Raw genomic sequence first — 21912 nt, forward strand, 5'->3', positions numbered from 1 at the left:
GTTTCAATTGAAAAAGACCCGCAAGACTGAAGGCGGCTTCAAAAGAAATTTGACGATGAGCTCAGGGCGCGGCCTGCACGACACCCCGGCGGATGGCCGTGCCGCGCCTGCCTGGCTACCATCTCCCCCATGAAGACCCAATACTTCGCCGCCACCTCACTCGACGGATTCCTGGCCACCGAGGACGACTCCCTGGACTGGCTGTTCCCGCTGGGCGACATGCAGGCCACGGGCTACCCGGAGTTCATTGCCGGCGTGGGCGCGCTGGCCATGGGGTCCGCCACCTACGAATGGATGCTGCGCCACGCGGAGACGGTGGCGCAGGAGACCGGGGCGGCGTGGCCCTATACGCAGCCAGCCTGGGTGTTTTCCAGCCGCACGCTGCCTGGTATCCCGGGTGCCGATATCCGGTTTGTCAGCGGTGATGTGCGTGCCGTGCATGCGCAGATGCAGGCTGCGGCCGGTGGGCGCAATCTCTGGATCATGGGAGGCGGGGACTAAGGGCCTGTTCTACGATGCGGACCTGCTGGACGAGATGATCCTGAGCGTGGGCTCGGCCACGCTGGGCCGGGGCAAGCCGCTGTTTCCGCGCCGGGTGCTGCATCCGGTGTTGCGTTTGTTATCCGTGCGGCAGATCGGCGAGGGCATGGCGGTGCTGCATTACGAGGTGCGCAAGAGCACTGGCTGACGGGCTCCCTGATTCGGTCTGCGCGCCGCTCAGTTCGCCTCTCCGCGCCCAGGCGCCGTCATCCCCGGAATGTATTCATTGGAGATGAAGCTGCGGCAGCGGTGCATGAAGGCTTCCACCACATGGCGGGGCTTTTGTTCGCGGGCCCAGGCCAGGCCCAGTTTCATGGGGCGGTGGTTTCCGTTCAGGTGCAGGTTGACGATCTTCTTGCCGTCCAGCGCGTGGGAGTTGCGCGGGCGCACGTTGACCAGGGAGTAGCCCACGTCGTTGGCGACCAGGGAGCGCACCACGTCGGGGCTGGCGCTGCGGGCCGCGATCAGGGGCGAGACGCCGGCTTCGCGGAACAGCGACATGAAGTATTCACGGCTCAGGGGCAGGTCCAGCAGGACCATGGGCAACTGGGCCAGCGCCTCCAGCGTGGTGGAGCGGTGGTTGGCCAGCGGATTGAGTTCGCTGACGATGACCATGGGCGGCAGCTGGGCCAGGGGCTCGAAGCAGATGTCCGATTCGGCCACCAGCAGGTCGTAGGTGATGGCGACATCGATCTGCGCGGTGCGCAGCTTGTGGATCAGGCCTTCCTGGTGGTCCTCGATCTGGGTGACCGTGGCCTTGGGGTGGGCGCGCGCGAATCCCTGGCACAGCTCGGGGGCGACCATGGCCGCCAGCGTGGTGAAGCAGCCCACACGCACGGGGCCGCGCACCTGGCTTTGCGCGCTGCTGGCCACGTCGTACAAGGCCATGGCCTGGTCGAGCAGGCTGCGGATTTCCCGCAGGACTTCGGCGCCTGCGGGCGTGACGGACAGGCCTTGCGCATGGTGGCGCACGAACAGCGGCACCTGCAGCTCTGCCTCCACCTGGGTGATGGCCGATGAGATGGACGAGGGCGAGACGTGGATGCGGTTGGCGGCCTCGGCAATGCTGCCGAATTCGCCCGCTGCCACGCAGTATTCCAATTGTCTGAAGGTCAGTCGTGTCAGCACGGTGTGCAAGAGGTGGAGAGGGGGAGGGCGGCCAGGGTGACCTGCCGCGTAGTTGACCAAGCGGCGGACCGCGCTGCAAGAGGCCCTTCCCGCAAGGCGCCTGCATTGTGCGGCGGTCGGGCCCCGGCAGCCTTCAGTCGCTGGCGTTGTGATTGCGAAACCATTGCGCCACCGCACCGTCGCCCTGGGCCGGCGCCTGCGTGGCCTTCACGCGGTCCGTCAGGCCGGCGGACTTGCCCACGAAGTCCAGCGGCGCATCCCAGTTGAAGTGCCGGTACACGGCCGCCGTCTGGGCGTAGGGCGGGCATTGTGCAAACAGCTGGAAGCTGAGCCGATGGCCGGCGTGGTCCGAGTCGAGCAGGTCGCGCGCATAGGCCAGCAGCCTGCGGCGGTCGTCGGCCTGCCATTGCGGGCCGAGGGTGTAGAACTTGCGCAGCCAGGGGCCGGTGTCCTCGTTCTCGAAGCTGGCGTGGTCCGGCGTCAGGCAGACCTGGCCGCCGCACAGCTCGCGCACGGTGTTCATCATGTGGTGCAACTGGCCGGTGGCCAGCGACCGTCCCGTGAAAAGCAGCGACTGGTTGGGCATCATCAGGCCGGCCGGGCTGCGCTCGGCCAGCGCGATGGCGGCCGTGAGGTGGGCGTTGATTCCTTCGCGGTAGCAGGCCAGGCCGGCCAGTCTGTCCTGCACGGCCTGCAGCTTCTCCACGCCGGTCTGGCGCGCGTTGTGCAGGGCCGTGCCTATCAGCATGTCGGCCAGCTTCAGGCTGCGCTGCAGGAAGGTGAAGGCCGAGTAGCGGTGCAGCGTCTCGCGCAGGAAATGGGCGGCCCGGGTGTGACGGTAGAACAGCACGTTCTCCCAGGGAACCAGCACGTCGTCGAAGACCACGATGGCGTCCACTTCGTCGAAGCGATGGCTCAACGGATGGTCCTGGGCCGATGCGCGGGCGGCCAGGCCCGGGCGGCAGATGAAGCGCAGGCCGGGCGCGCCCAGGTCGCAGATGAAGCCTATGGCGTATTCGGACTGCGCAGCGTCGCCCCAGTGCGCCAGCCCCGGCTTGGTGAAGGCCTGGTTGGCATAGGCGGCAGCGGTCTCGTACTTGGCGCCGCGCACGATGACGCCTGCATCAGTCTCCTTGACCACATGCAGCAGCACGTCGGGGTCCTGGTCCTGCGGCAGGCGCGAGCGGTCGCCCTTGGGGTCGGTGTTGGCCGATACGTGGAACAGGTCGCCACGCACCACGCGGCGGATGTGGGTGCGGATGTTGGCGGAAAAGCGCGGGTCCAGCTCGTTGAGCACGTCCTGGCCGTCGAACAGCGACCACATCTCGCCCACGCTCTCGTCGCCCACGCGCATGACCACGCCGCCCATGTCCTCCAGCAGCAGGTCGGTGGCGCGGCGCTTGTCCCACCAGTCCTGGCGCGTCAGCGGCAGCTTGTGGGCGATGGGGTGGCGCTCGCCGTCGCCTTCGTCGTAGGTGAGCGCGTCGCGCAGCGCGGCCTCGTGCTGCAGGTCGTACATGCGCGCGCGGATGTCCACCAGCGGCTTGAACATGGGGTGGGTGGTCACGTCGTTGACGCGCTCGCCGTTCATCCAGACCCGCCGGCCATCGCGGATGGAGTCGCGGTACTGGCTGCCTGTCCTGATCATCAGCGGCTGGCCCACTTGCCGTCTTTGACCTCGTGCAGCTGCAGCTCCACGGGCACCTGCGTCTGGCCGTTGGCGTCGAAGGTCACGGTACCGGTCACGCCGTCGTAGCGTATGGCGCGGATGGCCTTGGCCACGGCCTGCCGGTCCTTGGTGCCGGCCGTCTTGAGCGATTGCAAAAGGATGCCGGTGGCGTCGTAGGCGTACTTGGTGTACGGGCTCTCGGAGTCGGCATAGCCCTTGGCGGCATAGGCGCGGCTCATGGCGTCCAGCCGGGGGTTGGTCTGCGATTTGGGCGTGCCGACGATGGTGCCGTCCGCGGCCGGGCCGGCGATCTGGATGAGCTGCGGGTCGAAGATGCCGCTGATGCCCAGCATGGGCTGCTTCATGCCCAGCTCGGCCATCTGCTTGCGCACGATGCCGGCTTCGGTGATCACGCCGCCGAAGTAGACCGCGTCGGGGTTCAGGCTCTTGATCTTGGTGAGGATGGAGCGGAAATCCGTGGTGCCCACGGGGTAGCTTTCCTCGGCCACCACGCTGCCTTTTTCTGCCTTGTAGAAGCTGCCGAACGAGGCCAGGTTGGCGCGGCCGTAGTCGCTGGTGTCGGCAATGATGGCGATCTTTCTTGCGCCCAGGCCCGTGGCGGCCCAGGTGGCCAGGGGCTTGTTCTCGTTGACCAGGGTGGGCGTCACGCGCGTGGTGTTGGCGAAGTTCTGGTCGGTGATCTTGGGGCCGATGGCGCCCCAGACGATGAAGGGCATCTGCACGCGGTTGAACACCGGCAGCGTGGCCAGGGCCACGGGGCTGTTCCAGTGGCCGATGGCGCCCACCACGTCGCGGTCGTTGACCAGCTTGAGCGCGGCGGACACGCCGGTCTGCGGGTCGGAGGCATCGTCCAGCACCACGCCCTCCACCTTGAACGGCACGCCGGCCGTGGCATTCCACTGGTCGATGGCCAGCAGGAAGCCGTTCTTCGCGCCCAGGCCCTGCTGTGCGTTGCCGCCGCTGACGGGGCCGATGAAGCCCAGCTTCACGGTGGACTGGGACCAGGCCGCGCCGCAGGCCAGCGTGGCGGCGGCCAGCGCCAGGGCGGATGCGGCAAGGCGCCGGCGCGATGGCAGGAGGGCGGTGGTTGTCGTAGGGGCTTGCATGGTCGGTCGGTCCTGTTCAGGTGAAGACGAGGGGCAGCCATGGCGGCCCGGGGGGCCGGGGCGGCGGGGCGCCACGGTGCATGGCGGGCTGGCCGGCGCTGTCTGGCAACGCCGCCGGATCAATGTATCGCCGCACCTGCCCGGGACTGGATCGCGTTTTCCGAAGCAGCGCCTCGGCAAAAGCGACGCAGGTTTTGCGCGGTTTCTTGCTTCAATGGCTGCGTGACATGGAGACAAGCGAAGCCCCGCCAACCCGGCCGAACCCGACACAAGAGGAACCCTATCGATGCATGACGCGCTGTTCCAGCAACTCATCAACTGGCTGACCCTGGGCTGCATCTACAGCCTGCTTGCCCTGGGTTTCAGCCTGTTGTTTGGCGTGCTGCAGGTGATTCATTTTTCCCATGGCGACGTGGCCATGGTCGCCCCCTTCATCGCCCTGGCGGCCGTGCAGGCCCTGGCTGCCGCGCTGGGCGGCTCGGCCCCCTGGCTGGTGCTGGGCCTGGCCTGCCTGGTGGCCATTGCGGCGGTGGGAGGGCTGGGCGTTGCCCTGGACCGGCTGGTGATCAGCCGCTTTCGCAATGCGCCGGCCATGATGCCGCTGGTGGCCACGGTGGCGCTGGGCATCGTGATCCGCGAGCTGATCCGCCACCTGTACCCGCAGGGCAGCAATCCGCACGCGTTCCCGGCGATTGCGCAGGGGGCCGTTCCCACCCCGTTCGGGCCGCTGCCCCTGATCAGCGTGGTCTCGGTGCTGGTGGCGGTGGCGCTGGTGGGCGTGCTGCTCTATGTGCTGCACCACACGCCCATGGGCATGCGCATACGCGCCGTGTCGCAGGACCGCGAAACCGCGCGGCTGTTCTCCATTGCGCCGGGGCCGGTGTTTCGCAACACCTTCTTCATTGCCTCGGCCACCGGCGCGGTGGGCGGCATCTTCCTGGCCAGCTATGCGGGCGTGGTGCGCTTTGACTTCGGCGTGCAGGCGGGGCTGATCGGCTTTTCCGCCGCGGTGGTCGGTGGGCTGGGGCGGCTGGGGGGCGCCATTGTCGGCAGCCTGCTGATTGCGGCCATCGAGACCATCGTGCAGGGCTATGTGCCCAACGGCACCTCGTACCGCCTGGTGTTCGTGTTCGCCCTGGTGATCCTGGTGCTGATCTTTCGCCCCGCCGGCCTGTTCGGCGTTCAGAAAATGGAGAAGGTGTGATGCAGACAACGACGATACAGGCGCCGCCGCAGGCGGCTCCACGGAGTGCGGGCTCTGCCGCCATCGTGCTGGGCGTGGCCCTGGCGGGCGCCGTGCTGCTGCGCCAGTTCCTGCTGGCCGAAAGCTGGATCACGGTGCTGGCGCTGCTGGCCTGCTTTGCCGTGGCCCTGGTCGCGGTGCAGAAACGCCCGCTGGTGGAGGACCGCATCGTGGCCGCCTTCGGCCAGTGCAGGTCGCTGGCCGTGGGCACGGGCGTGGTGCTGGCGCTGGTGTTTCCGTGGGTGCTGGGCGGTGACAGCTACGCCATGCACCTGATGATCATCGCCTGCCTGTACGCGGTGCTGGCGCTGGCGCTGAACTTCCAGCTGGGCAGCGCCAACATACCGAACTTCGCCACCGGCGCGTCCTACGGCATCGGCGCCTATGCGTCGGCCCTGCTGGCCATCCACTTCGGCGTGAGCTTCTGGATCTGCCTGCTGGTGGCCGCCGCCGTGGCCACGGTCTTCGGCTTTTTGCTGGGCCTGCCGTCCATGCGCACCCGCGACAGCTACCAGGCGCTGGTGACGATTGCCTTCGGCATCGTCGTGCACCAGCTGCTGATGAACCTGGAGTGGACGGGCGGCGCCAACGGCCTGGTGGGCATTCCTTCGCCCACATTGTTCGGCCATTCGTTCAACGACCCCATCACGCTGTGGGGCCACAGCCTGCCGGGCCAGGCCAACTTCTACTACGTGGCTGTCGCCCTGCTGGGGCTGGCCATCGTCTCGGCGCAGCGCCTGCACAGCTCTCGCGTGGGACTGGCCTGGAATGCCCTGCGCGACGACGAGATCGCCGCGCGCGCCTGCGGCATCAACGTCACCTGGTTCAAGGTCAAGGCCTTTGCGGTGGACGCCTTCCTGGCGGGCTTCGCGGGCACGGTGTATGCGTTCTATGTGAGCTTCATCTCGCCGGACAACTTCACCTTCCTGGTGTCCGTGACCATCATGACGCTGGTGATCGCAGGCGGCATGGACAACACGCTGGGCGTGATCGTCGGCGCCTTCCTGCTGACCATGCTGCCGGAGAAGCTGCGGGCGTTTTCCGACTACCGCATCCTGTTCTACGGCCTGGTGGTGATCGCCTTCCTCATCATCCGCCCGCGCGGCATCTTCCCCCAACGGGTGCGCAACCATGAGCATTGATTCCCATCCCACCCACCATGCCGCGCCCGCAGGCCCGCGGGTTTTGGAGGGGCGTGGCCTGACCATGCGCTTCGGCGGCCTGACGGCGGTGCAGGGCGTGGACATCCACCTGGCGGCGGGCGAGGTGCTGGGCATCATCGGGCCCAACGGCGCGGGCAAGTCCACCTTGCTGAACCTGCTGACCGGCATCTACCAGCCCACCGAGGGCGAGGTGCTGCTGCAAGGCCGCTCGCTCAAGGGCATGGCCGCGCACGACATCGCGGGCGCCGGCATTGCGCGCACCTTCCAGACCAGCCGGCTGTTCGGCTCGCTGAGCGTGCTGGACAACGTGATCATCGGCATGCACGCGCGCACCCGCTGCGGCGTGCTCACCGCGCTGCTGCGCCCGGCCGTCTCGCGCGCCGAGATGAAGCGCTGCGCCGAGCGCGCCTGCGCGCTGCTGCAAAGCGTGTCCAGCGACCTGCACCAGCGCCGCAACGTGCTGGCCAGCAGCCTGCCGCAGGCCGACCGCCGCCGCCTGGAGATTGCGCGCGCCCTGGCCGCCGAGCCCCGCATCGTGCTGCTGGACGAGCCCTCCAGCGGCATGGACGACCGCGACACCGATGCGCTGATCGCCGACATCCAGCGCCTGCGCGAAGGCAATCCGGCGCTGGGCTTCATCATCATCGAGCACGACATGCGGCTCATCGCCACCTTGCCGCACCGCGTGATGGTGCTGGACTACGGACGCAAGATCGGCGACGACAGCTTCGAGGCGGTGCGCCGGCTGCCGCGCGTGCAGGAAGCCTATCTGGGCAGAAAGGCCAGCCATGCTTGAACTGGACTCCATCAGCACGCGCTATGGCGTGGTGAACATGCTCAACCAGGTCTCGCTGCAGGTGCCCGAGCACAGCATCGTCTGCCTGCTGGGCCCCAACGGCGCGGGCAAGACCACCACCTTCAAGGCGATTGCGGGCCTGCTGCCCGTGCACCACGGCGCCATCCGCGTCATGGGCCAGCCGCTGGCGCGCATGCGCACCGAGGACCTGGCCGGCCTGGGCGTGGGCTTCGTGCCCGAAGGGCGGCGCCTGTTTGCCGAGCTGACCGTGCAGGAGAACCTGAAGATCGGCCACGACGCGCTGCGCCCGCAGCAGGGCTTTGCCCAGGCGCTGGAGCGCGTGGTGGCCCTGTTCCCCCGGGTGGGCGAGCGCCTGTCGCAGGCGGCCGGAACCCTGTCCGGCGGCGAGCAGGCCATGGTGGCGCTGGGCCGCGTGCTCATGGGCGAGCCGCGCCTGGTGGTGATGGACGAGCCCACGCTGGGCCTGTCGCCCAAGCTCATCGAGGAGTACTTCGAGACGGTGCAGCGCATCCACAGCCAAGGCATCACCGTGCTGCTCATCGAGCAGAACGCCGAGGCGGCGCTATCCATCGCCCACACCGGCTATCTGCTGCTCAAGGGCCAGCTGGTGGCCTCGGGCACGGCCAGCGAGCTGCTGGCCAACGACGTGGTGAAGCACCTGTACCTGTAGCGCCGCACGGGCGACCTTCACCTCCTTCCCTTTTTTGTTGCGGACCACACCAAGGCAGTCGGCACCGCGCCGATGCGGGACGGCCTGCGCCTTTTTTTCCTGAGAGACCCACACCATGACAGCTGACATCCAAACCATCAACACGCTCGTGGTCGGCGCCGGGCAGGCCGGCATTGCGGCCAGCGAACACTTGAGCCAGCTTGGCGTAGAGCACCTGGTGCTGGAGCGCCAGCGCATCGCCCAGGCCTGGCGCACGGGGCGCTGGGACTCGCTGGTGGCCAACGGGCCGGCCTGGCATGACCGCTTTCCGGGCCTGGAGTTCAAGGGCGACCGCGACGGCTTTCCCGGCAAGGACGAGGTGGCCGACTACTTCGAGGACTATGTCCGCCAGATCAAGGCGCCCGTGCGCACCGGCGTGGAGGTCAGGCGGGTCACGCGCAACCAGGGCCGGCCGGGCTTCACGGTGGAAACGTCCGAGGGCGTGATCGAGGCCCGCAACGTGATCGCGGCCACGGGGCCGTTCCAGGTGCCGGTGATCCCGCCGATAGCGCCGGCTGCGCCGGCTGCGCCCGCCGATGGCAGCCTGCTGCAGATCCATTCCGCGCACTACCACCGCCCCGCGCAGCTGCCCGAAGGCGCCGTGCTGGTGGTGGGCGCAGGCTCCTCGGGCGTGCAGATCGCCGATGAACTGCAGCGCGCGGGCCGCAAGGTGTTTCTCTCGGTAGGCGCCCATGACCGGCCGCCGCGTGCCTATCGCGGCCGTGATTTCTGCTGGTGGCTGGGCGTGCTGGGCGAATGGGATGCGGCCATTGCCAAGCCCGGCCGCGAGCATGTGACCATTGCCGTCAGCGGCGCGCGCGGGGGCCACACCGTGGACTTTCGCGCGCTGGGACACCAGGGCATCACCCTGGTGGGGCTGACCGAGTCCTTCGCCGATGGCCGGGTGCGCTTCCGGGACGACCTGGCCGAGAACATCGCCAACGGCGACGCCAACTACCTGGCCATGCTGGATGCGGCCGACGACTACATCCGCCGCAACGGCCTGGACCTGCCCGAGGAGCCCGAGGCGCGCAGGCGCCTGCCCGATCCGGAGTGCGTGACCCAGCCCCTGCGCGAACTCGACCTGGCCGGCGCAGGCATCACTTCCATCATCTGGGCCACGGGCTACAGGGTGGACTTCAGCTGGCTGCAGGTGGACAGCTTCGAGCCCGGCGGCAAGCCGCGCCACCACCGCGGCGTGGGCCATGAGCCCGGCATCTACTTCCTGGGCCTGCCCTGGCTGTCGCGCCGTGGCTCGTCCTTCATCTGGGGCGTGTGGCATGACGCCAAGTTCGTGGCCGACCACATCGCCAAGCAGCGCCGCTACAGCGACTACGACGCCGCTGCCCGCTGCCCGCAGCCCGCAGCCGGTAGCAGGTAGCGCGCTCTGAGACACCTTCCCATCCACCCCCTGCAGGAGCCAGACCATGCCCACCCATACCCGCATCCGCATGTTCAACACCAAGGACACCTATCCCAACCAGTCGCTGGACAACGACCTGTGCCAGGCCGTGCGCGCCGGAAACACCGTCTATGTGCGCGGCCAGATCGGCACCGATTTCGAGGGCAACCTGGTCGGCCTGGGCGATCCGCAAAAGCAGGCCGAGCAGGCGATGAAGAACGTCAAGCAGCTGCTGGAGGAAGCGGGCAGCGACCTGTCGCACATCGTCAAGACCACCACCTACATCATCGACCCGCGCTACCGCGAGCCCGTCTACCAGGAAGTGGGCAAGTGGCTCAAGGGCGTGTTTCCCATCTCCACGGGGCTGTGCATATCGGCCCTGGGGCAGCCGCAGTGGCTGATGGAGATCGACGTGATCGCGGTCATCCCCGATGACTGGCAGCCGCCGGCCAGCGCCTGAACGTCGACCACAGCAAGCACCCTGGTACAGCCGCATCGGCAGGAGGAAGAAACCATGACTTTTTCGATTGTGGGGCGCTGCGAGCGCACCGGGCAGCTGGGCGTGGCCATCAGCTCGTCCAGCATTGCGGTGGGCGCGCGCTGCCCCTGGGTGCGCGCGGGCGTGGGCGTGGTGTCCACGCAGAACATCACGCTGCCCGCCCTGGGCCCGCGCGTGCTGGACCTGCTGGAGCAGGGCGCCGACCCCCAGGCCGCGCTGCGCCAGGCGCTGGACGACGGCAGCTGGCCCCAGTACCGCCAGGTCACCGTGGTGGACGCACAGGGCCGCACCGGCGTCTTCAGCGGCAGCCAGGCGCTGGGCATCTTCACCAGCGCCGTGGGGCGGCAGTGCGTGGCGGCCGGCAACCTGCTGGCCAGCGAACGCACCATCGAGGCCATGGTGCCGGCCTTCGAGCGCAGCGCCGACCTGCCGCTGGCCGAGCGCCTGCTGGCCGCCATGCAGGCCGCCATGGCCGCGGGCGGCGAGGCCGGGCCCGTGCATTCGGCCGCGCTCAAGGTGGCGGGAGAGCACAGCTGGCCCATGGCGGACCTGCGCGTGGACTGGTCGGAGCACGATCCCATCGGCGCGCTGCAAGGCCTCTGGGCCGCCTACGCGCCGCAAATGCAGGACTACCAGACGCGCGCCATCCATCCCACGGCCGCGCCCAGCTACGGAGTGCCGGGCGATGAGTGAGGCGGCCGGGTAGCCGGCACATCGCCTTGCCCGGGCGCACGGGCGTGTTGCGGCACTGGCATCGCGCTCACTTGGCGTCCGAAATCACGGGGGTATCGGGCGTCCAGCACGTGGTGCGATTGCGGCCATTGCGCTTGGAGAAGTACATGGCGGCGTCGGCCCGCTCCAGGCAGCGCTCGACCGATGCCTCACCCTCGTCCATGAGGCATACGCCCAGGCTCACGGTGAAGCGGATCGGGCTGTCCTGGCCCTGTACGGACACGGCCAGCGCCGCCACGGCCTCACGCAGGTTCTCCGCGCGCCGCAGTGCGGTGGGGGCGTCCACGTCCGTCAGCAAGACGGCGAATTCCTCGCCGCCCAGGCGGCCCAGCATGTCGCCCTGGCGCAGCTCCTTGGACACCGCGATCACCAGATGCCTGAGCACCTCGTCGCCCACGCCATGGCCGAAGCTGTCGTTGACGCGCTTGAAATGGTCGATATCCAGCATGATCAGTGCCGACGGATGGCTCAGTCCCAGGCGCAGGTGCTCCAGCTCCGACTCCATGCGCGTGATGAAGGCCCGCCGATTGCTGGCACCCGTGAGCGCATCGGTCAATGCCAGGGCTTCGAGCTGCGTTTCGCGCCTCTTGTAGTCCGTCACGTCGTGGAATACCCAGCAGTAGCCAAGCAGCCGCTCCTGCCTGCGAAGCGGCAGCAGCTCCGTTTCTATATGGCGGCCGTTGGACAGGGCAAAGATCGTTCGTTGCGACAGGGCACCTGCCCCCGGTTGCGGCGCAGACTGCAAGGCCCTTGCCATGGCCGGGGGCAAATAGGACAGCAATGTCTGCAGGCTTTTCCCCACAAGGCACGCGGCGGACAGCGGCAGCTCGAACAGGTCCACCAGCATTGCGTTGCTTGCCCTGATGCATTGCCCCGCATCGTCGGTCACCAGGATGCCCGCCGGAAATTTCTCGATGATGGCCTCCAGCCGCTGCTGTACCTCGTGCAATGCGCTCTCTGCCTGATGGCGGGCATCTACGTCGAACAGTGTCCAGATCACATTGCCCTGGGGATCTTCGGGGTCCAGCAGTGCGCCCTGCATGTCGAACCAGCGCATGTGCCCGCCCTTGACCTTCAGTGCCCACTCGGTACGCACCGTGCCCTTCAGGCTCAGGCGCTCATACAGCGATGCGAAGCTGTGGAAGCTGTCGCTGGACGGATGCAGCTGCTGGAATGAGCACTGCGGCTCCAGTGCGCCCGCCGCAAGGCCGAAGCACTCGGCTGCCCGGGCATTGGCGTAGACGATGCTGCGGCGATGGCTGGCGACAAGCACCAGGGCGCTTCCGCGCTCCAGCAGGGCGCTCACCATATGGGTCTGCTCCACCCGTTCCTGGATATCGGTGTGCATTCCCAGCATGCGCAGTGCCTTGTTGTCGGCATCGCGCAGGGTGACCTCCCCGCGCGATTCGATCCATCGCCAGGAGCCATCGGCCTGCCTTATGCGCATCTCGACACGGAATGGGTCGCCGTGTTCGAGGTGGCGCCTGAGCCGTTCCTGGACGCGAGGCTGGTCCAGTGGGTGCAGCAGATGCATGAAGCCGGCCACGGTGAACGAACCGAGTGCCTGATCCGGCATGCCCAGCATCTGGTAGCAGCGGGCATCCCACAGCACCTGGTCCTGTTCGCGGTCCCACTGCCAAAGTCCGTCACGCACGGCGCCGATGGTCAGCCGCAGACGCTCCTCGCTCTCGTGAAGCGCCTTGCGCAGGCTTTCGTCCTGGGTGACATCGAGGATGTAGCCATGCCAGAGCACGGTTGCGTCTTCGGTGCGTTGCGGGCGTGCATGGCCCTGCAGCCAGCGCACGGAGCCATCGGCGGACTGCACGCGGTACTTGCAGGCCCAGTCCCCATGGCTGCGCATCGCTTCGTCGATGGACCGCCGGAGCGCGGAGATATCTTCCGGATGAACCCGCTGTGCCAGGTCCTGCAAGGCAGTGCCTGCCGTATCCGCATCGATGCAGTGCATTGCATAAAAGCCGGGGTTGGCAAACGACAGGGCGTAGTGGCCGGCAGGGTCCCAGCTGTACTGGAACAGGCCGCCCGGGACTTCCTCGGACAGGAGATGAAAGCGCTCTTCGGACTGGACCCGCTGGTCCTCCTCCCGCCAGCGCTGGAACGCCAGCCAGGCCGTCAGCATCCCGCCCAGAAAAATCAGCAGCGTGCCTATCCCGTTGCGCCACAGGCTCTGCCGTATGGTCTCGTTGAGCGGGCCGAACACGGCCTCGTGGTCCAGCCCCGTGCTCACCAGGATCGGAAAGCCGCTCACGCGGCTCCAGGCATACATGCGCTGTATGCCGTCGGTGCTCGCCAGCGCCTCGTAGGTGCCATGCGTGGCGTCGGGGGCAAACAGCGCCACCCGCTTCGCGGGCAGCTGGCGCCCGAGCACCCGATCCTGGTTCTGCGAGCGTGCAAGATAGGTGCCGTCCTCGCGCAGCAGCAAGATCACGTCGCGCGGGCTGTCGAAGATGGCCTGCAGCTGCCGCGACAGGTACTGCGGCGACAGCGACACCACCAGCACGCCCGCAAACGCGCCACGGTGGTGCAGTGCGCGGCTCAGCTGGATACCCCATTGCCCGGAAACCCGTCCCTGCACCGGACGGCCAATGAAGGTTCCCTGCGTCAGGCCCTTCAGATGCGCCTGGAAATGTTCGCGGTCGAAAATGGACACGCCCTGCGCAGGCGGCTCCGAGGCTGCCAGGCTCGAATACACCACCTGGCCGTTCGCATCGGCCACGGCCACCTGGACGATGGTGCCGGGCGGATAGGCCTCCTGGACGCTGGCGACGGCCCGCCCGAACGCCTCGGAGTCACCCGACTCGTAGTCCTGGGCCAGGTCCCGCAGGGAATAGTTCAGGCCCGACAGCATGGTCCCGGCCTGCGCGGAAACCGCCTGGGACATCTGCGAGACGCGCAGCCATGCCTGATCCTGTGTGTAGCGCTGCATGTACTGGTGGCTGGCCAGCAACGCGGCCCAGTACAGCCCCGCTGCGAGCGCCATCAAGCAGACGCCTGCAATGACGGCCAACGATGTTCTTGCGTGCGAGCGCGAGGAAAGGGCGGGACGATGGATAGCGGTGGAACGAGAAGACATGCAACGCAGCGAGACAAGAAAAAAGATCTGCAACGCCAGCTGTCAACCGCAATGGCCCACCGATACAGCTCCCCGCACGCCACAGCGCTCGAGACGCAGGTCCTGCCTGCCGGTGGGCCAGAGCAACCGATATGACTCTGTGAATACGTCGCTCTATAAGCATGCTAACTCAGATAGGGGCCCGCGCGATAGCCAGCAAGTCAGGGCAGCAGCCGGCGCGCAGCCTATCTGCGCGTCCCGGATGTCTGGGGTGTCTTGGGTGTCTTGGGCGCCCCGGTCCTGGCAGCGTCCTGGGCCTGCCCGGGCTGCGCCTGTGGAAACACCCGCGCGCACAGGAAGTCCACCAGTGCCCGCAGCTTGGGCGAGGGGTGCTTGCTGGCGGGCCACAGCACGTGGAAGACATTGGTGTGCTCCATCCAGTCCGCCAGCACGGGTTGCAGCCGGCCGTCGGCCAGCGGCTCGCGGATGGAGAAGTCCGGCAGGTAGGCGATGCCCAGGCCCTGCAGCGCAAAGCACAGGCGGGTTTCGATGTTGTTGCAGATCATGGAGGTGGGCAGTTGCAGCTCGGGCTCATCGGGCGCCCGCCGCAGTGCCCAGGGCTCGAGCTTGCCGCTGTGGGGGTAGCGGTAGTGCAGGCAGCTGTGCTGCAGCAGATCTTCGGGCACCCGGGGCGTGCCGCGCTGCGCCAGGTAGCCGGGCGAGGCCACCAGCAGGTAGCCGAAGGCGCCCAGCCGGCGCGCGGACAGCCGGGAGTCGGCGGGCGCGCCCGTGCGCACCACGGCGTCGAAGCCGTCCTCGATCACATCCACCAGCTGGTCGGTGAAGTCCAGGTCCAGCTCGATCTCGGGATAGGCGCGCATGAACTCGCCCAGCACCGGCAGCACCAGCGAACTGACCAGGGGCAGGCTGACCCGCAGCCGGCCGCGCGGCGCGGTGCTGGCCTGCGACAGCTCCAGCTGCGCGGCCTCGATCTCGGCCAGGATGCGGCGGCTGCGCTCCAGGAACAGCGCGCCCTCGGCCGTCAGCGTGATGCTGCGCGTGCTGCGGTGGAACAGGCGCACGCCCAGCCGGTCCTCCAGCCTTGCCACGCTCTTGCCGATGGCCGATGCCGAGATGCCCAGCAGCCTGCCGGCCGCCACGAAGCTGCGGGTCTCGGCGACCTGCACGAACACCACGAAACCGTTCAGGCTGTCCAAACGCCGCTCCTTCATTGCGGACATCAAGTTCCGCGCAAACCGGAAATCTACCCCACTTTTTCTTTAATCGCGGTCTTTCTATCGTCGGAACCCTGTTCATTTGATCCCGGGAATTCCCATGACGATTGCCCTTTCTGCTGCGCCTTCAGCACCTGCTGCACCCGATGCACCCGCTGCGCTGCCTGCGACCCTGTCGTCCGCGCCGCTGTCCGACCGCATCCAGGCCGTGGTCCGGCAGGCGCTTGAGGCGCAGCGCCTGGTCGGCGCAGTGGTGCTGGTGGCGCGTGGCGGCGCGCTGGTCCACCGCCAGGCCGCAGGCTGGGCCGACCGCGAGCGCGGGCTGCCCATGGCCGTGGATGCGGTGTTCCGCCTGGCCTCGGCCAGCAAGCCCATCGTCTCGGCCGCCGCGCTGGTGCTGGTGGCGCGGGGACTGCTGGCGCTGGACGAGGGGGTGGAGCGCTGGCTGCCCCGGTTCCGCCCCCGGCTGGCCGATGGCCGGCCGGCGCGCATCACCGCGCGGCAGCTTCTCAGCCACACGGCGGGGCTGGGCTACCGCTTCTTCGAGGCCGATGCACAAGGCCCCTATGCGCGCGCTGGCGTATCGGACGGCATGGACCGCCAGGCCATCGGCCTGGCAGAGAACCTGGAGCGCATCGCCAGCGTGCCGCTGCTGTACGCGCCGGGCACGGCCTGGGGTTACTCGCTGGCCACCGATGTACTGGGCGCCCTCATTGAACAGGTGCACGGCAGGCCGCTGGACCAGGCCGTGCGCGAGCTGGTGACCGGGCCGCTGGGCATGACCGATACCGGCTTTGCCGTCACCGATGCGCTGGCCGCGCAGCGCGTGGCCACGGCCTATGTCAGCGATGTGCCGCAGCCCCATCCGCTGGCCGAGGGCGAGACCGTGTCGCCCTTCGAGGGGAGCATCGGCATTGCCTTCAGCCCTTCGCGCATCTTTGACACCCAGGCCTTTGCCTCCGGCGGCGCCGGCATGGCCGGGACGGCAGGCGATTTCCTGCGGCTGCTGGAAGCCCTGCGCCAGGGCGGCAACACCCTGCTGCCCGACGCCCTGGTCGCCGAGATGGCGCGGGACCAGACCGGCGGGCAGGCCCTGCCCAATGCGCCGGGCTTCGGCTTTGGCCTGGGCTTTTCCGTGCTGCGCGATGCGGCGCAGGCGGCATCGCCGGAGTCGGTGGGCACCTGGCGCTGGGGCGGGGCCTATGGGCATTCCTGGTTCGTGGACCCGGCGCAGGAGCTCAGTGTCGTGGCCTTCACCAACACCTTGTACGAGGGCATGTCGGGGCGCTTCGTCAACGATTTGCGCGACGCGGTCTACGGGGTTTGTGATGTCCACGGGGCTTCGGGAGAGCCGCAATGAACGGAACACGCCAGGACCGCCTTCCCGTTGCCTCCCTGCTGGCGCTGGCCATGGCAGCCTTCATCACCATATTGACCGAGGCGCTGCCGGCGGGCCTGCTGCCGCAGATGGCCCAGGGCCTGGCCGTGACCGAGGCCTGGGTGGGCCAGACCGTCACCCTCTACGCCATAGGTTCCCTGGTGGCCGCCATACCGCTGACGGCCGCCACGCAGGGCATGCGCCGCCGCCCCCTGCTGCTGGCGGCGATCGCGGGCTTTGTCGTCGCCAACACGGTCACGGCCTTGTCCACGCACTTTGCGCTGACCCTGGTGGCGCGCTTTCTGGCGGGGGTCTCGGCCGGGCTGCTTTGGGCGCTGCTGGCCGGCTACGCGGCACGCATGGTGCCCGGCCATCTCAAGGGCCGCGCCATCGCCATTGCCATGGTGGGCACGCCGCTGGCGCTGTCGCTGGGTGTGCCGGCCGGCACCGTGCTGGGCCAGTGGGTGGGCTGGCGGCTGTGCTTCGGCCTCATGAGCGTGCTGGCGCTGGCGCTCATGGTCTGGGTGCGCGCCCGCCTGCCCGACTTCGCGGGGCAGGCGGCAGGCCGCCACCTGCCGCTGCGGCGCGTGTTCACTCTGGCGGGCGTGCGCCCCGTGCTGTTCGTGGTGCTGGCCTTCGTGCTGGCGCACAACATTCTCTACACCTATATCGCGCCCTTCCTGGCGGTGGCGGGCATGGCCGCGCGCACGGACCTGGTGCTGCTGGTGTTCGGCGCCACCTCCGTGCTGGGCATCTGGATCGCCGGCGTGCTGATCGACCGGCACCTGCGTGCTCTCACGCTGGCCAGCATTGCGCTGTTTGCACTGTCCACGCTGATGCTGGGCGTGGCCGCAGATGCGCCGGCCCTGGTGTATGCGGCGGTGGCCGTCTGGGGCCTGGCCTTTGGCGGCGCCGCCACGCTGCTGCAGACCGCCATTGCCCACACGGCGGGCGAGGCCGCCGACGTGGCGCAGTCCATGCTGGTCACGGCCTGGAACATGGCGATTGCCGGCGGCGGCATCGTGGGCGGCCTGCTGCTGGCGCGCATGGGCGTGGGCGCCTTCACGCCCGTGCTGCTGGCGCTGCTGGGCGCATCGCTGGCCGTGGTGTGGGCGGCCAGGCGGCATGGCTTTCCTGCGGTGTGCAGGTAGGGCAGACCGGTCATCCGAGTTTCAGTGCCGAGGGCCGCGTGAGGATCTCGGGCTGCAGGATGGTGTCCAGCTGCGTTTTGCTCAGCAGGCCCCGGGCCAGCACGATGTCGTAGACGCTCCCGCCGCTGGCATGGGCTTGCTGGGCCACGGAAGTGGCGTTGGCGTAGCCGATGTAGGGGTTGAGCGCGGTCACGATGCCGATGGAGTTCTCCACCGCCGCGCGCAGGTGTTCGCGGTTGGCGGTGATGCCCTGCACGCAGCGCTCGGCCAGCGTCAGGCAGCCGTTGCGCAGGTGGCTCACGCTTTTGAAGATGCTGTGGGCGATGATGGGCTCGAAGGCATTGAGCTGCAGCTGCCCGGCCTCGGCCGCGAAGCTGACGGTGATGTCGTTGCCGATGACCTCGAAGGCGATCTGGTTCACCACCTCGGGGATCACGGGGTTGACCTTGCCCGGCATGATGCTCGATCCCGCCTGCATGGCCGGCAGGTTGATCTCGCCCAGGCCTGCCCGCGGGCCGCTGGACAGCAGCCGCAGGTCGTTGCAGGTCTTGGACAGCTTGACGGCCACGCGCTTGAGCACGCCCGACAGCTGCACGAAAGAGCCGCAGTCCTGGGTGGCCTCGATCAGGTTGGGCGCGGTCTGCAGCGCAATGCCGGTGATCTCCTGCAGGTGCCTGAGCACCAGGGGCGCGTAGTCGGGATGGGCGGTGATGCCGGTGCCTATGGCGGTGGCGCCCATGTTGATCTCGCAGATCAGCAGCACGGCCTCGCGCAGCCGCGCCTGGTCCTCTTCGATCATCACGGCATAGGTGCTGAATTCCTGGCCCAGCGTCATGGGCACGGCATCCTGCAGCTGGGTGCGGCCCATTTTCAGCACATCCCGGAACTCCTCGGCCTTTTGCGCGAAGGCCAGGCGCAGCGTGTCCATGGCGTCGATCAGCCCGTGGATGCCGAACCAGGTGGCGATCTTGAGCGCGGTGGGGTAGACATCGTTGGTGCTCTGGCCGATGTTCACCTGCTCGTTGGGATGCAGGTACCGGTACTCGCCCTTGTGGTGGCCCAGCAGCTCCAGCGCGCGGTTGGCGATGACCTCGTTGGCGTTCATGTTGGTCGAGGTGCCGGCGCCGCCCTGGATCACGTCCACCACGAACTGCTCGTGCAGCCGCCCGCTCTGCAGCTCCTGGCAGGCGCTCACGATGGCATCGCAGCGCCGCTGGTCCAGCAGGCCCAGCTCATGGTTGGTCAGGGCCGCCGCCTGCTTGATGCTGGCCAGGGCGCGGATCAGTTCGGGGTAGATGGAGATGGGCGTGCCGGTGATGCCGAAGTTCTCCCGGGCACGCAGGGTGTGCACGCCGTAGTAGGCGTCGGCGGGAACCTCGCGGTCCCCCAGCAGGTCGTGTTCGATGCGGACGGATGGATCGGTGCTCATGCTTGTGTCTCCATTTATTCGGGTTTGACGATCAACGGACCCAGGCCTTCCTGAGCGGCCTGCTCCTGCTCCACGCGGCCGGGTTTCGGGCGGCCCCAGTGGAGCTTTTGCGCCAGCATGCCCAGGGCGACCAATGCACCGCCCAGCACGCTGGTGTAGAGCACTTCCTTGCGGTAGGTGCCCTCGGCCACCATGACCACCATGGAGGCGACGATGAAGAAGATGGTGGCGTAGGTCAGCGCCGGGAAGCACCACATCTTCAGGCGGATGGGCGTGCCGCTGGCTTCGAGCTTGCGGCGCATGTGCAACTGCGACACGGCGATGCACAGGTACACCAGCAGCGCGATGGAGCCGGTCGCGGCCATGAGCACATCGAACACGTCCATCTGGCCGGTGGCGGTGAGGGCGACCGTCAGCAGGGCCAGGGCGCTGGAGGCGATGACGGCCATGTAGGGTGCGCTGGTGCTGCGGCCCAGGGTCGTGAACATTCGGGGGGCGTCGCCGCGGCGCGCCAGCGAGAACAGCATGCGGCTGGAGGTGTAGAGCGCCGAGTTGAAGCAACTGCACACGGAAGTCAGCACCACGAAGTTGACGATCTGGCCGGCGAAGGGAATGCCCAGGTGCTTGAGCGCGACGGCATAGGTGCCTTCGGTGGAGAGGATCAGGCCCGGGGTGTCGTACGGAATCAGGCAGACCACGATGAAGATGGAGCCCACGTAGAACAGCGAAATGCGCCAGACCACGGACCGGGTGGTCCGCACGATTTCCTTGCCCGGGTCCTGGGATTCGGCCGCCGCCACGGTGACGATCTCGGCCCCGATGAAGGCGAACATCGCGCCCAGCAGCGCCACCACCACGGCGCCGGGGCCGTTGGGCATGAAGCCCTTGCTGGTCAGGTGCGCCATGCCTGCGACATCGCCCGCAGGCCAGAGCCTGGCGATGGCCAGCGCTCCGATGGCGATGAACAGCACAATGGCCACGACCTTGATCAGAGCGAACCAGAACTCGAACTCGCCATAGTTGTGCACCGGCAGGAAGTTGACGGCCATCAGGCCGAAGACCACCACCAGCATGTAGCCCCAGATGGGAACGGCCGGCATCCAGGCGTTGAGGATGGCCCCGGCCACATAGGCCTCCCAGCCCATCAGCAGTGTCCAGAAGCACCAGTACAGCCAGCCGATCGTGAACCCGGCCCAGCGCCCGATGGCGCGGTCTGCGTAGGTGGAGAACGAGCCGCTGTCAGGCTGCGCCACGGCCATCTCGCCCAGCATGCGCATGACCAGCACCACCAGGATGCCCCCGCCCATGTACGCCAGGATGGCTGCGGGGCCGGCACTGGCAATCACCTTGCCGGAACCGACGAACAGCGCACCGCCGATCACCCCCGCAATGGATAGCATGGTGAGGTGCCGCGGCTTCAGCCCACCTTCGAGTTGCTGACTCATTTCCTGTCTCCTTGTATTTGCTGTTGCAAAGTGGGCGCGACCCGCGTGCTGAGTGCCTTGCGCAGAGCAAGGCCGGGCGAGGCGCCATCCGGCGCGCAATGGGTGCAGGTGCAGGAAGCAACCGCCTCAACGGGGTTGGGCGGCCATGGTCTCGATGAGGGTCTGCAACTGGGCGCTCATCGGCAGGTCCAGGCTGGTGCCCGAGGGCAGGCGGCGCAGGAACCAGCGCCTGTACTGGCGCTCGATCTCGCCGTCCTCGGCCAGCGCCTGGAAGCTGGTTCTCACCACCTGGGCCAGCTGGGGGTCGTCCTTGCGGAACATGATGGCGTAGGGGTCGTAGGAGAGGTAGTCGCCCACCACCTGGAACCTGGCGCCCGGGCTCGCGTCCGTGCTCGCGCCCGTGCCGCCGTTGCCATCCGCCTTGCCGGCGTTCTCCGCGATCAGGCCGTACAGCAGCACGTCGTCGGTGGCGAAGGCGTCGGACTGGCCACCGGCCACCTGGGCAAAGCCCTGGGAGTGGTCGGGCACCACCTGCAGCTGCATGCCCAGGTGAAATTTCCTGTCCAGGTCGCGCATGGCTTTTTCATTGGTGGTGCCGGCCGTCACCGCCACCTTCTTGCTGGCCAGGTCGCGCAAGGAGCGGATCTGCGCGTCCTGCCGGACCATGACCTTGGTGCCGGCTACGAACATGATGGGCGAGAAGGCCACGCGCTTTTGTCGCTCCAGGTTGCTGGTGGTGGAGCCGCATTCCAGGTCCACTTGGCCGCTGGCCACGGCATCCACGCGGTTGTCGGCCGTGACGGGCACCCAGCGGATGGCCAGGCTCCTGTTGACCGCATCCTCGATGCTGGTCACCAGTGCCTTGCACAGCTCGATGGAGTAGCCGATGGGCTCGTTGCGCGCGTTCAGGTAGGAAAACGGCACCGAGGCCTGGCGGTAGCCCAGCGCAATGGAGCCGCTGGCGCGCACCTTGGCCAGCGTGCCGCTGAGCGTGGCGGGCGCGCGGCTGGCGGCGGTGCGCTCTGGCGTGTCGGCTTCCTGGGCGCCGGCCGTGGCGGCCAGCAGCGCAAGGGCCGCCACGCCCGCTGCCGCTGCCGCCCGCGCCGGCCCCCGCAGCGCCCATGGCTGCCCGTGCCGTGATCTGGGTTCGGGTTTCATGGCGTGTTCCTTGTGCG

General features: G+C 68.1%; 17 protein-coding genes and 1 pseudogene. 10 read left to right on the forward strand and 8 right to left on the reverse strand.

Annotated features, from left to right (window positions below; translation table 11 throughout):
• Positions 1-129: 129 nt before the first annotated feature.
• Positions 130-688: pseudogene (locus ACUTR7_RS09990) on the forward strand (dihydrofolate reductase family protein).
• Positions 689-717: 29 nt separating this feature from the next.
• On the opposite strand, the gene ACUTR7_RS09995 reads toward ACUTR7_RS09990, so the two are convergent.
• The 3 genes from ACUTR7_RS09995 to ACUTR7_RS10005 form a co-directional block, all read right to left on the reverse strand.
• Entirely contained in the window at positions 718-1668 is a 951-nt protein-coding gene (locus ACUTR7_RS09995) for a LysR family transcriptional regulator (RefSeq protein ID WP_016448205.1), read from the reverse strand.
• Between the two features lie 133 nt (positions 1669-1801).
• Positions 1802-3316 carry a 4-hydroxyphenylacetate 3-hydroxylase family protein gene (locus tag ACUTR7_RS10000; protein ID WP_319073078.1) on the reverse strand — a complete coding sequence of 505 codons (1515 nt, stop codon included), beginning with the start codon at positions 3314-3316 and terminating at the stop codon, positions 1802-1804.
• Positions 3316-4464: a branched-chain amino acid ABC transporter substrate-binding protein gene (locus ACUTR7_RS10005; protein ID WP_445608729.1), complete on the reverse strand. Its 1149-nt coding sequence runs from the start codon at positions 4462-4464 to the stop codon at positions 3316-3318. The genes ACUTR7_RS10000 and ACUTR7_RS10005 overlap by 1 nt, the downstream gene beginning before the upstream one ends.
• Positions 4465-4750: 286 nt before the next feature.
• On the opposite strand from ACUTR7_RS10005, the gene ACUTR7_RS10010 reads away from it, so the two are divergent.
• The 7 genes from ACUTR7_RS10010 (at position 4751) to ACUTR7_RS10040 (ending at position 10990) form a co-directional block, all read left to right on the forward strand.
• On the forward strand, positions 4751-5668 hold the full coding sequence (locus ACUTR7_RS10010) for a branched-chain amino acid ABC transporter permease (RefSeq protein ID WP_063326506.1): 918 nt from the start codon (positions 4751-4753) through the stop codon (positions 5666-5668).
• Entirely contained in the window at positions 5668-6849 is a 1182-nt protein-coding gene (locus tag ACUTR7_RS10015; protein ID WP_445608730.1) for a branched-chain amino acid ABC transporter permease, read from the forward strand. Before ACUTR7_RS10010 ends, ACUTR7_RS10015 begins: the two co-directional genes overlap by 1 nt.
• Positions 6839-7666: an ABC transporter ATP-binding protein gene (locus ACUTR7_RS10020; protein ID WP_088165169.1), complete on the forward strand. Its 828-nt coding sequence runs from the start codon at positions 6839-6841 to the stop codon at positions 7664-7666. Before ACUTR7_RS10015 ends, ACUTR7_RS10020 begins: the two co-directional genes overlap by 11 nt.
• Entirely contained in the window at positions 7659-8357 is a 699-nt protein-coding gene (locus ACUTR7_RS10025) for an ABC transporter ATP-binding protein (RefSeq protein ID WP_016448200.1), read from the forward strand. The genes ACUTR7_RS10020 and ACUTR7_RS10025 overlap by 8 nt, the downstream gene beginning before the upstream one ends.
• Before the next feature lie 115 nt (positions 8358-8472).
• Positions 8473-9777 (forward strand): flavin-containing monooxygenase, encoded by a 1305-nt coding sequence (locus ACUTR7_RS10030; RefSeq protein WP_445608731.1) that lies wholly within the window; start codon positions 8473-8475, stop codon positions 9775-9777.
• Between the two features lie 46 nt (positions 9778-9823).
• Positions 9824-10258 (forward strand): RidA family protein, encoded by a 435-nt coding sequence (locus ACUTR7_RS10035; RefSeq protein ID WP_013802988.1) that lies wholly within the window; start codon positions 9824-9826, stop codon positions 10256-10258.
• A 54-nt stretch (positions 10259-10312) separates the two neighbouring features.
• Positions 10313-10990, forward strand: coding sequence for a DUF1028 domain-containing protein (locus ACUTR7_RS10040; RefSeq protein ID WP_445608732.1), 678 nt, complete (start codon positions 10313-10315; stop codon positions 10988-10990).
• 67 nt (positions 10991-11057) lie between these two features.
• On the opposite strand, the gene ACUTR7_RS10045 is transcribed toward ACUTR7_RS10040, so the two are convergent.
• Both ACUTR7_RS10045 and ACUTR7_RS10050 read right to left on the reverse strand, forming a co-directional pair.
• Positions 11058-14027, reverse strand: coding sequence for a diguanylate cyclase (locus tag ACUTR7_RS10045; RefSeq protein WP_445608733.1), 2970 nt, complete (start codon positions 14025-14027; stop codon positions 11058-11060).
• Between the two features lie 317 nt (positions 14028-14344).
• Entirely contained in the window at positions 14345-15316 is a 972-nt protein-coding gene (locus ACUTR7_RS10050; protein ID WP_445608734.1) for a LysR family transcriptional regulator, read from the reverse strand.
• A gap of 118 nt (positions 15317-15434) precedes the next feature.
• Between ACUTR7_RS10050 and ACUTR7_RS10055 the strand changes: the two genes are divergently transcribed.
• Both ACUTR7_RS10055 and ACUTR7_RS10060 read left to right on the forward strand, forming a co-directional pair.
• Complete coding sequence (locus ACUTR7_RS10055; protein WP_445608735.1) at positions 15435-16694, forward strand: serine hydrolase domain-containing protein; 1260 nt, start codon at positions 15435-15437, stop codon at positions 16692-16694.
• Positions 16691-17863: an MFS transporter gene (locus ACUTR7_RS10060; RefSeq protein ID WP_445608736.1), complete on the forward strand. Its 1173-nt coding sequence runs from the start codon at positions 16691-16693 to the stop codon at positions 17861-17863. Before ACUTR7_RS10055 ends, ACUTR7_RS10060 begins: the two co-directional genes overlap by 4 nt.
• A gap of 10 nt (positions 17864-17873) precedes the next feature.
• Here ACUTR7_RS10060 and aspA read toward each other — a convergent pair whose 3' ends face one another.
• From aspA to ACUTR7_RS10075, 3 genes are all read right to left on the reverse strand, one after another.
• Positions 17874-19292 (reverse strand): aspartate ammonia-lyase, encoded by a 1419-nt coding sequence (gene aspA, locus ACUTR7_RS10065; RefSeq protein WP_445608737.1) that lies wholly within the window; start codon positions 19290-19292, stop codon positions 17874-17876.
• 14 nt (positions 19293-19306) lie between these two features.
• Entirely contained in the window at positions 19307-20737 is a 1431-nt protein-coding gene (locus ACUTR7_RS10070) for an amino acid permease (RefSeq protein WP_445608738.1), read from the reverse strand.
• A 126-nt stretch (positions 20738-20863) separates the two neighbouring features.
• A complete protein-coding gene (locus tag ACUTR7_RS10075) occupies positions 20864-21895 on the reverse strand; it encodes an amino acid ABC transporter substrate-binding protein (protein WP_445608739.1) in 1032 nt (343 codons plus the stop codon).
• Between the last annotated feature and the right edge of the window lie 17 nt (positions 21896-21912).

It is taken from the genome of Delftia sp. NA_296.1 (assembly GCF_052692095.1).

Coding starts and splice junctions, on each gene's coding strand:
- aspA (WP_445608737.1), bottom strand. CDS start 19,292: ATGAGCACCGATCCATCCGTCCGCATCGAACACGACCTGCTGGGGGAC.
- ACUTR7_RS10000 (WP_319073078.1), bottom strand. CDS start 3,316: ATGATCAGGACAGGCAGCCAGTACCGCGACTCCATCCGCGATGGCCGG.
- ACUTR7_RS10030 (WP_445608731.1), top strand. CDS start 8,473: ATGACAGCTGACATCCAAACCATCAACACGCTCGTGGTCGGCGCCGGG.
- ACUTR7_RS10075 (WP_445608739.1), bottom strand. CDS start 21,895: ATGAAACCCGAACCCAGATCACGGCACGGGCAGCCATGGGCGCTGCGG.
- ACUTR7_RS10035 (WP_013802988.1), top strand. CDS start 9,824: ATGCCCACCCATACCCGCATCCGCATGTTCAACACCAAGGACACCTAT.
- ACUTR7_RS10005 (WP_445608729.1), bottom strand. CDS start 4,464: ATGCAAGCCCCTACGACAACCACCGCCCTCCTGCCATCGCGCCGGCGC.
- ACUTR7_RS10010 (WP_063326506.1), top strand. CDS start 4,751: ATGCATGACGCGCTGTTCCAGCAACTCATCAACTGGCTGACCCTGGGC.
- ACUTR7_RS10020 (WP_088165169.1), top strand. CDS start 6,839: ATGAGCATTGATTCCCATCCCACCCACCATGCCGCGCCCGCAGGCCCG.
- ACUTR7_RS10045 (WP_445608733.1), bottom strand. CDS start 14,027: ATGGCGCTCGCAGCGGGGCTGTACTGGGCCGCGTTGCTGGCCAGCCAC.
- ACUTR7_RS10025 (WP_016448200.1), top strand. CDS start 7,659: ATGCTTGAACTGGACTCCATCAGCACGCGCTATGGCGTGGTGAACATG.
- ACUTR7_RS10060 (WP_445608736.1), top strand. CDS start 16,691: ATGAACGGAACACGCCAGGACCGCCTTCCCGTTGCCTCCCTGCTGGCG.
- ACUTR7_RS10055 (WP_445608735.1), top strand. CDS start 15,435: ATGACGATTGCCCTTTCTGCTGCGCCTTCAGCACCTGCTGCACCCGAT.
- ACUTR7_RS10040 (WP_445608732.1), top strand. CDS start 10,313: ATGACTTTTTCGATTGTGGGGCGCTGCGAGCGCACCGGGCAGCTGGGC.
- ACUTR7_RS10070 (WP_445608738.1), bottom strand. CDS start 20,737: ATGAGTCAGCAACTCGAAGGTGGGCTGAAGCCGCGGCACCTCACCATG.
- ACUTR7_RS10015 (WP_445608730.1), top strand. CDS start 5,668: ATGCAGACAACGACGATACAGGCGCCGCCGCAGGCGGCTCCACGGAGT.